Source organism: Microseira sp. BLCC-F43 (genome assembly GCF_041929235.1).
Lineage (GTDB): Bacteria > Cyanobacteriota > Cyanobacteriia > Cyanobacteriales > Aerosakkonemataceae > Microseira.
Genome location: NZ_JBHFNP010000206.1, coordinates 1 through 11,496, shown reverse-complemented (window position 1 = coordinate 11,496; position 11,496 = coordinate 1). Strand labels below are relative to the sequence as shown.

The 11,496-nt window shown below is 45.5% G+C and carries 15 protein-coding genes; 9 read left to right on the top strand and 6 right to left on the bottom strand.

Annotated elements, in window-relative coordinates; translation table 11 throughout:
- Positions 1-531 precede the first annotated feature (531 nt).
- The 5 genes from ACE1CM_RS28185 (at position 532) to speY (ending at position 3,200) form a co-directional block, all read left to right on the top strand.
- On the top strand, positions 532-732 hold the full coding sequence (locus ACE1CM_RS28185) for a hypothetical protein (RefSeq protein ID WP_374882174.1): 201 nt from the start codon (positions 532-534) through the stop codon (positions 730-732).
- A 15-nt stretch (positions 733-747) separates the two neighbouring features.
- Positions 748-936, top strand: a complete 189-nt coding sequence (locus tag ACE1CM_RS28180) for a hypothetical protein (RefSeq protein ID WP_374882173.1) — start codon at positions 748-750, stop codon at positions 934-936.
- Positions 923-1,264 carry a DUF86 domain-containing protein gene (locus ACE1CM_RS28175; RefSeq protein WP_374882172.1) on the top strand — a complete coding sequence of 114 codons (342 nt, stop codon included), beginning with the start codon at positions 923-925 and terminating at the stop codon, positions 1,262-1,264. The genes ACE1CM_RS28180 and ACE1CM_RS28175 overlap by 14 nt, the downstream gene beginning before the upstream one ends.
- Before the next feature lie 109 nt (positions 1,265-1,373).
- Positions 1,374-1,937 carry a Uma2 family endonuclease gene (locus ACE1CM_RS28170; RefSeq protein WP_374882171.1) on the top strand — a complete coding sequence of 188 codons (564 nt, stop codon included), beginning with the start codon at positions 1,374-1,376 and terminating at the stop codon, positions 1,935-1,937.
- 69 nt (positions 1,938-2,006) lie between these two features.
- The gene (speY, locus tag ACE1CM_RS28165; protein ID WP_374882170.1) at positions 2,007-3,200 is read left to right on the top strand and encodes a deoxyhypusine synthase; all 1,194 of its coding nucleotides are present in this window, start codon (positions 2,007-2,009) and stop codon (positions 3,198-3,200) included.
- Positions 3,201-3,321: 121 nt separating this feature from the next.
- Here the strand turns inward: speY and ACE1CM_RS28160 are convergent, their stop codons facing one another.
- Complete coding sequence (locus tag ACE1CM_RS28160; protein ID WP_374882169.1) at positions 3,322-3,534, bottom strand: DUF4926 domain-containing protein; 213 nt, start codon at positions 3,532-3,534, stop codon at positions 3,322-3,324.
- Between the two features lie 382 nt (positions 3,535-3,916).
- Between ACE1CM_RS28160 and ACE1CM_RS28155 the strand changes: the two genes are divergently transcribed.
- Together ACE1CM_RS28155 and bioF are read left to right on the top strand one after the other, a co-directional pair.
- On the top strand, positions 3,917-4,141 hold the full coding sequence (locus ACE1CM_RS28155; RefSeq protein ID WP_374882168.1) for a hypothetical protein: 225 nt from the start codon (positions 3,917-3,919) through the stop codon (positions 4,139-4,141).
- Between the two features lie 6 nt (positions 4,142-4,147).
- Positions 4,148-5,311, top strand: a complete 1,164-nt coding sequence (gene bioF / locus ACE1CM_RS28150; protein ID WP_374882167.1) for an 8-amino-7-oxononanoate synthase — start codon at positions 4,148-4,150, stop codon at positions 5,309-5,311.
- A 476-nt stretch (positions 5,312-5,787) separates the two neighbouring features.
- Here the strand turns inward: bioF and ACE1CM_RS28145 are convergent, their stop codons facing one another.
- Positions 5,788-6,252, bottom strand: a complete 465-nt coding sequence (locus ACE1CM_RS28145) for a BON domain-containing protein (RefSeq protein ID WP_374882166.1) — start codon at positions 6,250-6,252, stop codon at positions 5,788-5,790.
- A gap of 257 nt (positions 6,253-6,509) precedes the next feature.
- On the bottom strand, positions 6,510-7,196 hold the full coding sequence (locus tag ACE1CM_RS28140; RefSeq protein WP_374882165.1) for a general stress protein: 687 nt from the start codon (positions 7,194-7,196) through the stop codon (positions 6,510-6,512).
- A gap of 338 nt (positions 7,197-7,534) precedes the next feature.
- Here ACE1CM_RS28140 and ACE1CM_RS28135 point away from each other — a divergent pair, with 338 nt between their 5' ends.
- Positions 7,535-9,124 carry a sensor histidine kinase gene (locus ACE1CM_RS28135; RefSeq protein ID WP_374882164.1) on the top strand — a complete coding sequence of 530 codons (1,590 nt, stop codon included), beginning with the start codon at positions 7,535-7,537 and terminating at the stop codon, positions 9,122-9,124.
- 108 nt (positions 9,125-9,232) lie between these two features.
- On the opposite strand, the gene ACE1CM_RS28130 is transcribed toward ACE1CM_RS28135, so the two are convergent.
- Positions 9,233-9,571, bottom strand: coding sequence for a hypothetical protein (locus ACE1CM_RS28130; RefSeq protein WP_374882163.1), 339 nt, complete (start codon positions 9,569-9,571; stop codon positions 9,233-9,235).
- 478 nt (positions 9,572-10,049) lie between these two features.
- On the opposite strand from ACE1CM_RS28130, the gene ACE1CM_RS28125 reads away from it, so the two are divergent.
- A complete protein-coding gene (locus ACE1CM_RS28125; protein ID WP_374882162.1) occupies positions 10,050-10,289 on the top strand; it encodes a hypothetical protein in 240 nt (79 codons plus the stop codon).
- Positions 10,290-10,445: 156 nt separating this feature from the next.
- Here the strand turns inward: ACE1CM_RS28125 and ACE1CM_RS28120 are convergent, their stop codons facing one another.
- Together ACE1CM_RS28120 and ACE1CM_RS28115 are read right to left on the bottom strand one after the other, a co-directional pair.
- Positions 10,446-11,126, bottom strand: a complete 681-nt coding sequence (locus tag ACE1CM_RS28120) for a nitroreductase family protein (RefSeq protein WP_374882161.1) — start codon at positions 11,124-11,126, stop codon at positions 10,446-10,448.
- A gap of 66 nt (positions 11,127-11,192) precedes the next feature.
- A partial coding sequence (locus tag ACE1CM_RS28115; protein ID WP_374882160.1) for a hypothetical protein occupies positions 11,193-11,496 on the bottom strand: 304 nt, incomplete at its 5' end.

The following is an 11,496-nucleotide window of genomic DNA, read 5'->3' as shown; positions in this document are numbered from 1 at the left end:
GTTTAATTACCTTTGATGCCTTTCGGCGTTGAGCGCGTGATTTTACTCAACTAATTGATTTAATCAGGCTTACGTTTAATTACCTTTGATGCCTTTCGGCGTTGAGCGCATTTCTGATCGCAAAGATAGACCGCGTTCAGTCGCGTTTAATTACCTTTGATGCCTTTCGGCGTTGATCGCCGACCAAGGAGCGAAGGTTACCCTTCGCCTATTTGAGTTTAATTACCTTTGATGCCTTTCGGCGTTGATCGCTCATATCTGGGGTTTGGGCAAGAGTTGGATCTGAAAAGTTTAATTACCTTTGATGCCATTCGGCGTTGATCGCTAGGGAGGTCTGTTTAAGTCTTCTAATGCCTTTTGGTTTAATTACCTTTGATGCCATTCGGCGTTGATCGCCCAAACTAGAACAATTAGATTTAACATATCAAATAGTTTAATTACCTTTGATGCCATTCGGCGTTGAGCGCCCATTCGGCGTTGAGCGCACAGTACACAGCTACAGTAAACTGTGTTAACGTTTAATTACCTTTGATGCCGAAAGGCGTTGATCGCAATAAAAAGCCAGCTTTTATACTAGCAATTAATCTAGATCAAATGCCTAACATTAACTTAGATTTAACCCTCAATCGCTTGGGGGATTTTAACGAACAAATTACAGCATTATGCACCAAGTGGCGCATTAAAGAATTAGCGCTGTTTGGCTCAGTTTTGCGAGATGATTTTTGCCCATAAACAAGCGACATAGATGTGTTGGTAACTTTTGCACCTGATTACCGATGGACATTCGATGATGCGATGCAGATGCAGGAGGAACTTGAAACTTTATTCGGGCGCCAGGTAGATATCCTGAGCAAGCAATCTATTGAACAAAGCATTAACTGGATCAGAAAACAGGAAATTCTTAACTCGGCACAGGTGATTTATGTCGGCGAATAGAGATATGGCTTCTTTGTTGGATATTGTGCAAGCTTGCCAGATGATTCAACGCTACGTTACAAAAATTGACCGCGATGGGTTAGCAGCTTCTGATGAAAAACAAGCTGCTATTCTTTATCGAATTATGGTCATCGGTGAGGCAACGAAACGCATTTCAAGTGAATTTCGCGCTCAAAATCCAGAAATACCCTGGAAAGATATGGCAGGAATGACAGATTGGGTTTCTCATGCTTACGATCGCATAGATTTAGACATCGTTTGGGATGTTGCCCAAAACAAAATTACTCAACTCCTAGCTCAGCTTGAACCACTGATTTCAACCAATTAAAATACCCTCAATATAACCCGCGTTTGATTCTGCGATCGCATTCGGTTTTTGAGGATAAGCTATAATTATCTTTATTGCCGAGTGTTACATTCACTCTCGCGAGGGTTCTATGATTCAAACTCAAAATAAACTGACAATAGACGAATTTCTAGCAATGCCCGCAGCAGATGTCACTTATGAGTTAGTTGATGGAGAGGCAATCCCTAAAATGTCACCCAAACGATTTCATTCCAGATTGACAGGTGCTTTTTACACCCTGCTGACTCAGTGGTGTCAAGAGCGGGGAGAAGTTGGTATAGAATGGGCAATTACCCTCAAGCGGAACAATCGTGACTGGGTGCCAGTTCCCGATCTGCTCTATATTTCTTATACACTTCTTCCCCTCGATCGCTTTCTCGATGAAGCTTGTCCAGTTCCTCCCGAATTAGTCATTGAAATTATTTCCCCAGATCAAACCTTTGGCGATTTGAGTGAAAAAGCAATAGATTACCTCAATGCAGGAGTTTCTAGAGTTTGGATCGTCGATGCAAAAGCCAGAACCATTACTATTTTTTATCCCGATGCACCGCCCCAAACAATAAGAGGAGATGCACTCTTAACTGATTCTATTTTAGAAGGACTCCAACTCACACCAGCGCAAATTTTTCAACAGGCGAAACTTCCGCCAGTATAAGGGCACTTTTTGTCAGCGTTATCGCTAAAATCGATCCGGCGTCTACAAAAGAATTATCCAGACAATACCATGTCAAAACCACAAGGTCGCAAAATCGCCCCCGTCCCTATTCCCAAAGGTATTGATGTTGTCGATTTAATCGAAAATTACTTTACCGCCTACAACTCTGCCCGACTGCGGGAAATCTGCCAATTACTCAGTCGCGAAGTACTGCAAGAAGGCGTTACCGTGGGATTGAGTCTATCCGGCGCCATGACACCCGCCGGATTCGGAATTTCTGCCCTCGCACCCCTGATTCGCAATGGTTTTATCGATTGGATAATCAGCACTGGTGCGAATCTTTACCACGATATGCACTATGGATTGGGTTTTGAACTGTTCGCGGGCAACCCATTTTTAGATGACATCAAGCTGCGCGAAGAAGGCACGATTCGTATTTATGACATTATTTTCGGCTACGATGTGCTGTTGGAAACCGATGCCTTCATTCGCAAAATTCTGCAAGCAGAACCGTTTCAGAAGCGCATGGGAACTGCTGAGTTTCACTATCTGCTAGGCAAGTACGTGCGGGAAGTCGAAAAGCAAGTCGGCGTCAAGCATTCTTCCTTATTGGCAACGGCTTATGAATGCGGCGTGCCGATTTATACTTCTTCTCCAGGAGATAGTTCGATTGGGATGAACGTGGCGGCGTTGGCGTTGGAAGGGTCTAAATTGGTGATCGATCCGGCGATAGATGTGAACGAAACGGCTGCGATCGCATACTACGCCCGCGAAACCCCAAACCCCGACATCGAAGGCAAAAGCGCTGCAATTATTTTAGGCGGCGGTAGTCCCAAAAACTTCCTACTGCAAACCCAACCCCAGCTACACGAAGTACTGGGATTGGAAGAACGAGGACACGATTATTTTGTGCAAATTACCGATGCGCGTCCCGATACCGGCGGTTTATCTGGCGCAACTCCCAGCGAAGCCGTTAGTTGGGGTAAAGTTGACCCAGAAGAATTGCCCAATACCATTGTTTGCTACACCGACAGCACGATCGCATTGCCTTTAATTACCGCCTATGTCATGACCGAATGCGAACCTCGTCCGTTGAAACGGTTGTGCGATCGCCGCCAAGATATGCTACAAAACCTCCAAGCCGCATATCTAGCAGCCAAAACTCAGCCATCGGATCAAGTTCCCGCCGCTGTCGCAGAAATGGCTTCCGAACAACCCGTGGCAACTTATCCTTGCGGCAGGGTAATTCCCCATAACCCGTAGCAGCAGGGGAGCAGAGGAGATGGGGAGCAGGGGAGAATGTACATTCAAATTCCCCTGGAGCCCACCTGCACAAGAGCACACCTGCCCCTCTGCTCCTCTGCCTCAACAGAGTCCCTAATTCTTACCTTTTAACCGGGTGCAAAGGCATTAACATGCCAGATCGTAAAGTCGTCACAATCAATTGATCGCGACCGCTTAAAAACCTAAACTCAACATCATAAACACCCGGTTCGTATTCTTGCACAACCGTCCCAACCTGCCCTCGAAATAATCCTATATCTGGCCGATCTTCAACCAGCGTCACTTGCTCGCCTATTTTAATTTTTTTCCTCATTTTTCCCATTCCTCCCTAATTAGAATGTTAAATTGTAAATTCTTTCCTCCAATCAGTTGACGAGCCAAATTTAGAGCAAATTATTATGTTAGCTAGCATCCGCTTAATTAATTATCATTTTACTCCGAGCGCTTAAACTAATTCCTAATCCCAAAAATCCCATTAGCAATTAGCAATTAGCAAGCTGGCAATTAGCCACTACAGAGCAAATTTTTAATGCACAACCCTGATGTAAACTATTTAGATACTCTGGATGCAGACACTCAACTGAAAGTTTACTTATCTTTATGATGCGGCGAGGGACAGAAAAAAGCTTCATACTAGGGATATAATTTCAAATATGACAAGTAAAGACGATTCCGATGATCAAGGAGGCTAAGTCATGCCGCTAGAAAGAAGAATGTCCAGAGATATCTTTGCCCCCGGCGAGATCGTTCAACTAAAACAAATGTGTTTGACTCCTGGCAAAGTATTTCAACCAGGCAAGTATATCGTGGGTGAGTTGCCAGATATCGCCTTTGAAATGGGTTTAGTCGAAAAATTACCCCCCGTTAAAGGCAAAAATGCTCAAATAAAAAATACCGAGTCACCCGAAAACCAGTCATAAATCAAGATGCCTACCGATCCCTATGCTTGGATACAGCGCTCGCTCGCCACAATTCATAAAGCTGATTGGTATCGTTTTGTACAAACCATTTCCAGTCGTCCTGGTGCGGTTGTTTGTCTGGAAGGACAAGAAATTATCAACTTTGCCAGTAACGATTACCTGGGATTGGCAGGAGATGAGCGATTGATTCAAGCTGCGATCGCCGCCACCTCAACATTCGGCACAGGTAGTACGGGTTCTAGATTACTCAGCGGGCATAGGAGAATACACGGAGAATTGGAAAGAGCGATCGCATCGCTGAAACAAACCGAAGACGCCCTCGCCTTCAGTTCCGGGTATTTGGCGAATTTGGGAGCAATCGCAGCTTTGGTAGGCAAGCGCGATTTAATTTTATCCGATCGGTACAATCATTCCAGCTTGAAAAATGGCGCAATTTTAAGCGGCGCGACGGTAGTAGAATACGCTCACGGCGATGTGCAGGATTTAAACGTTTTGTTAGAAAAAGAACGCGAACTCTACCGTCGTTGCTTGATAATTACCGATAGCGTCTTCAGCATGGATGGCGATCTTTGTCCCTTACCTGCTTTATTAGATCTGGCAGAACAATTTAACTCTATGCTGCTAGTCGATGAAGCTCATGCTACTGGAGTTTTAGGAGCAAATGGTGCGGGGTGCGTAGAACATTTTGGCTGCACGGGAAGGCAGTTAATTCAAATTGGAACCTTAAGCAAAGCTTTGGGCAGTTTAGGCGGTTATATCGCCGGTTCATCGACTTTAATCGACTTTTTGCGTAACCGCGCCCCCAGTTGGATTTATACCACAGCACTTTCACCAGCGGATACTGCTGCTGCATTGGAAGCAATTAAAATTATCCAACAAGAACCACAACGCCGCACCCAATTATGGCGTAATGTCGATTATTTAAAGCAGCTAATTATGCAAGAATTACCAGATTTGAAATTGCTGCCTTCCGAGTCTGCCATCCTCTGCTTGCAATTAAACGATGCTGCTAGCGCTTTAAAAATAGGAAATCAGTTAAAAAAAGAGGGCATTTTTGCCCCCGCAATTCGTCCTCCCACAGTTCCTACCAGTCGCATTCGCATTTCAGTAATGGCAACTCACGAAATCAACCATTTAGAAAAATTAGTAGCAGTTTTAAGTAGTGTTTAAAAACCGGGTTTCTTGGAGAAACCAGGTTTTTGTCCCTGTTTAAAAACCTGTTTAAAAACCGGGTTTCTTTGAGAAACCCGGTTTTTGTGCGTCAACTGAGAGCTTGCACCTTGAGGCAGATCCTCAGTATTCTCGTTCCCAGGTTCAACCTGGGAACGAGATCCGGGTTTATTTGAGAAACCCGGTTTTTGTCGCTGTTTAAAAACCGGGTTTATTTGAGAAACCCGGTTTTTGTCGCTGTTGAAAAACCGGGTTTCTTTGAGAAACCCGGTTTTTGTGCGTCAACTGAGATCTTGCACCTTGAGGCAGAGCCTCAGTATACTCGTTCCCAGGTTGAACCTGGGAACGAGATCTCGAGATCTACGAGATCTAAACATCAATCATGCCGGTGTAGGGAACAACCCGGATATCTCGGATACTTTAACAACATCAATCATGTTCCCTACCACAAACGGGATTTTTGCCAGAGGTCTAATCTACTGTTTCGGTTGTGCTGGCGCAATCTTGGCATTAACAACGACGCTCTTAACGCCTTTAATTTCCTTAGCCAAACGATCGATTTTGGCTAAATCTTGTTGATTTGGAACCGTACCACCTACGGTTACGACACCATCTTCAGCTGCAACAGTTAGCTGACCTTTTTGGATATTAGCCTCTAATTTGCTGCGAACTTCGCTTGCGAGGTCGGCATCAGCTCTATTGCTGTCGCCGCCGGTAATATTGTTGCGTTGCTCCCGCGCTCGAATATCAGCATTTAGCTGATCTCTGCGAATTTGGCTAGCAGCATCCTTTTGAGTATCTTGCACGCTTTCTGCGGCTGGAGCTTGGGTGGGTTGGGTAGCATTGTTAGGAGCATCAGCGCTAGTTTTTTCACCCTGGCTGCAAGCAACTGCACCCAGGAGAAGGACACTGCTGAGCATTACTGTAGCGAGCTTTTTCATTTTTATCACCCGTTAATTTGATGGATTTTTGCCATGGCTAATCGCTAATTGCTAATTGGTTATGGTAATATTTTCCACCTCTACCATTAGCCATTAGCGATTAGCCATTAGCTATTAGCAGCCCTTAAAAAGTAACTACCAACTTGCGTTACTACTGACTAATTCAGGACTGAGGCAAATCACCTTTGTTTCTATGAAAAATCGTCGCTTTGGCACCAGAGATATAGGCAGAAACAAAGGTGATAGGTTCGTCCTAATTAACGAACTTCTTCCCGACGGTCGATGATGATAACTTTGTCATCCACATCCGTAACATCATCCTGACGATAAGTTACGTCATTGGTGTAGCCGGTGCGAGCCGTATCAACTCCGGCGTAGCCAGCGGGCGAGCCATAAGATTCCGGCATATCGTAGATACCCCATTCTTGAATACCCCGGCGGCTCAAAATTGCTTGGGCGCGATGAATATCATCTTGGTCACCTTCTACCATCACCAAATATTCACCGCGACTAACTCTTTCGTTGTAAACTCTTGCTCGTTCTTCCGGAATTCCCAAACCAATTAATGCACCAATTAAACCACCAGCCGCTGCACCAATTGCAGTACCGGAAAGTGTCGTAGCAATCGCCGTTGCTGTTGCGCCTGCTAACATTACAGGACCAATTCCCGGAATTGCCAATGCACCCAAACCAACTAATAAACCAGTTAAACCACCCAGCGCGCCACCTGTAATAGCACCCGTAGCAGCACCTTCATCCGCTTTGTTGCCGATGCGCTCAGTGGTTTCTACACCAGCAATATCATTTCTGCGATCGCCATCTTTAGCAACCACAGAAACTCTGTCCATTGGAAAACCAGAATCTCTCAATTCTGTTAAGGCATATTCTGCCTCAGCTCGCGTGGGAAATACACCAACTGCACGCTTGCGAGATCCTAAAGCCATGTTTCCTCCTCCGACAATGTTTTACAATTGGTAATCGGTAATCGGTAATCGGTAATTGGTAATTGGATTAAAATGATTTTGCCTTCTGGACAATTATCGAGCGCGTTTCCTATTACCCATTACCTATTACCTCTATACCAGTCCTATATCTATGGTTGTTCTTTAAACAAAATCAGACATCAGCCATAGGTGTAAACAAGCTCTCTATCCAAGGAAAGGCTTTTGCTCGCTTGTGGGAACGGAAATTACCAGCACTTGGTTCGGTTCTACTACCACTACCAGAGGACATATATTGATAATCTCGTAGAGAAGTCGTAGGGGCACAGGAGCAAAAATGTTTGAGACCGCTGAAAGCATTTGTCTGCCGCGGTGTCCCCGGTTTGAATTACATTTTCCAGGGCGAGGTTAGTGAGGTGATGTCGGTGCAAAAGTGGTTGCTGCCAACTGTGAGTGAAATAATAGCCCAAAGCGAAAGCCTGGGGGCAGATGATGCCGCCTTCTGTGCCAAATCGACCGATGGTAAAGAAGCTTTCGTCAACGGTTCTATGGCTCTTGAGCGCGTCAAAGCCGAACAGCAATGGCAAAGTGCGATCGCATCCCTAGAACATCTCCTGGGTGAGGTTGTCACCGTCAACGATTCAGCCCTTGGGGGATTAGTTTTAACCTGTCCCTCACCAATTATCAGCGATCCGGCGCTCAATTCTCGCTTCCAAACCTGGATTTTTACGCCTCAAATGCTGGAAGTCGTTTTAGCTGGGATGCTGTTTCAGCTACCACCCGCCAAAGACGAACATATCCTCATCCCCCCCAATTCCTCCCATTCCCTGCCTTTACTACCCATCGATCCCATCGCCGCCGAACAATTTTGTTTGGTTTTAACTAATAAATTCAGTTTGGTGATGGTTCTGGGGGAAAACCTGGCAAATCAACCGGCTTTTCTGTTTTCCTTTGACCCAGAAGTCGTGCAGCAAGCTTGGGAGTGCCTCAAGTTGCGGATGTTGCTGATGCACCAGCCGCAATTTAGGCAACTCGATGCATTAGTTGAGCAGTTTGGCTTTGCAGCACCCGACTACCGCACCGTAATGAAATTTAGCCGCTTGATGCTGAAATACTTACCGATGCAAGACGAAACTAGATATGCAAAAGTAAGCGATCGCATCACCAAAGCTACTCACCCCATGTCCGATGCCCCCAGCGCTATATCCAAATCCGATGATGTCGAGTTATTGCAAGCATTCGCCCACGAAGTCCGCACCCCCTTGACAACAATTCGCATGTTGACGCGACTGTTGCTCAAGCGCAAAGAATTGTCCCCAGATGTCATCAAGCGCTTAGAATATATCGACCACGAATGTACCGAACAAATTGACCGCATGGAGTTGCTGTTCCAAGCAGCAGAAATAGAAACAACTGATGCCAAATCTTCCAATCTTCACTTAACGACAACTGACCTCACCCAGCTATTGCAAGATAGCTTACCGCGCTGGCAAAAACAGGCAAGTCGGCGCAATCTCACAATAGAAGTGCGGATGCCGCAGCAAATGCCACCCGTAGAAAGCGATCCGACAATGTTGGATCGGATACTCACCGGCTTGATCGAGAATTTTACCCGTAACTTGCCTGCGGGGAGTCATATCGAATTACAGGCGATACCTGCGGGGAATCAGATTAAGGTGCAATTAAAGCATTTTATCGAGCCAGAGTCTGGGAAACAAGATGGTATGCGATCGCAACCTTGCAACTCCAACAAACGCAAGCAAATCGGTCAATTATTAATGTTCCAACCAGAAACAGGTAGCATCTGTCTCAACCACAGCGTCACTAAAAATATCTTCCAAGCTTTGGGCGGAAAATTGATCGTCAAACAACGTCCGCAACAAGGCGAAGTGCTGACTATTTTTCTGCCTATCGTCAAAGGGAAAAAATAAAACCTCGGCTTCTAACCCCGCGTGCCTCCCAAATTTAAAATCTAAAATCCCTTGACTTTTCTGCGAGTTTTTTGATATGCTTATTTTCATAATGGTCAAGGCGCGCGCTTATATATAACGGAAAAAAAGCGCAGATAATTGAACAGTAAAAAGATCCAATTGCGTAGGGGCACGGCATACAAAGGCTTTCCTGATAACGAAAAGACGCTCCTGGGCCGTGCCCCGACAACCAATGGCGATCGGATAAATATCATCCACAAAAAGATCCAATTGCGTAGGGGCAAGGCAGAGAAAGGCTTTCCTGATAACGAAAAGACGCTCCTGGGCCGTGCCCCGACAACCAATGCCGATCCGATTAATATCATCAACAAAAAGATCCAATTGCGTAGTAGCACGGCAGAGATTGGCGTTGCTGGTAACGAAAAGATCATCCCACGTTCCCGACAACCAATGCCGATCCGATTAATATCATCAACAAAAAGATCCAATTGCGTAGGGGCACGGCATACAAAGGCTTTCCTGATAACGAAAAGACGCTCCTGGGCCGTGCCCCGACAACCAATGGGGAGCGGATAAATATCATCCACAAAAAGATCCAATTGCGTAGTAGCACGGCATCGATTGGCGTTGCTGGTAAAGAAAAGATCATACCAGGCCGTGCCCCGACAACCAATGGCGATCCGATTAATATCATCAACAAAAAGACCCAATTGCGTAGGGGCACGGCAGAGAAAGACTTTCCTGGTAACGAAAAGATCATCCCACTGTCAATGTTAAGCCGGATCGTGTCCAAGCATACCAAGTGCGTTCGCGAAGCGAAGGGAGGCATATCGCTTCCGCTCAAGATTTTCTCTCTGACGATAGAACACCTACGAGAAACTGATCGCTAGCCTTAGAGAATAACCTGTTACTGAAAGTGGAAATTATGACACCAGATAATCCTCAAGAGAATCGGCAAGAAGACTCTCGATATGACCCTCAAGATAACCCTGGAACCCAAACAACTATACCAACCACAGAAGAGGGTGACACACCACTTGATGAAAGATATCGCATGACTGGTCAAGAATCCGGTACTGACGTCCGTGCCGGTGCCGAACCTGAAGCTCCTGGAGGTGCTGTCAAGGTAGTTGGCGCTCCCAATCAAGGAACTGAATCTCGTTAAAAAGATGCTGGAAAATTAGACAATTTGTCTCTGATCTAGTCTGCTGACTTAATCAAACTTCTGGATCTCAATGGTGAAAGCAAAAGCAATGGGAGAACTTTACCTTTACAACATAATGCCCCCGCTCTCGGAGTAGCGGGGGTTTCTTTCTGTCAGTTACCCCAGATACCGATTGCCTATTTTATCGACAAACACATTGTAAGATAATGGCAGACGACCGGGATTTTTCCTTGGTTCTGCGGCATATCCGATGGGTAATAAGAGTGCGATCGCTAAATCCTCCTCTGCCTCCGCACCGATAACTTTTTTCACTTCTTCCTCTACCCAACCATTCATAAAACAGCTAGATAACCCTAAACTTTCCGCCGCTAGTGCTAAATGAGTCGCCGCGATCGTGGCATCTTTAATCGCATACTCCCTCGTCTTTTCTCCGATACTCATCGCGAACTGAGGAATCGCATTTTTAAAATAGTTTACCGTGGCTTCTGTCCACGCACCCGTTTGCAATCCTTGGTCAAAAATTGGAGATAAATCTTTTTTCCAAGCGCCCGCATCTGCAGCAAATACAAACGTAACGGGTGCTTGTACGATTTGTTGCTGATTATATGCCGCTTGACAAAGTGCTGCCTTTTGTGCTTCTTCTTGCACTATGACAATTCGCCAATCTTGGAGATTATAACTGCTAGGTGCGGCTACGGTTAATTCAACTAATTTGCTGAGCAATTCTGGGGATATTTTATCTGGTTTGAAGCTTTTAATCGCTCTGCGTCGTGCGATTGCTTCTGGCACGTCTAGCGGCTCTAAAACCAAGTTGCGATCTTGATTGATTTGAGTCATTGGTTGAAGTACCTTAGCTCGCGATAATTTACTGGAAAATTATCGCCGTCATCTACATTTAATCAGTTAAAATTCCAGATTTTTTAATATTTCCAGAAACCCGGTTTCTTTGCGTAAGTCCACAAAAAGATCCAATGGCGTAGGGGCACGGCATACAAAGGCTTTCCAGGTAACGAAAATCCGATCGATCGCCGTGCCCCGACAACCAATGCCGATGGGATTAATATCATCAACAAAAAGATCCAATCGCGTAGGGGCACGGCATAGAAAGGCTTTCCTGATAACGAAAATCCGATCGATCGCCGTGCCCCGACAACCAATGGGATAAAAAGATCCAATCGCGTAGGGGCACGGCATAGAAAGGCTTTCC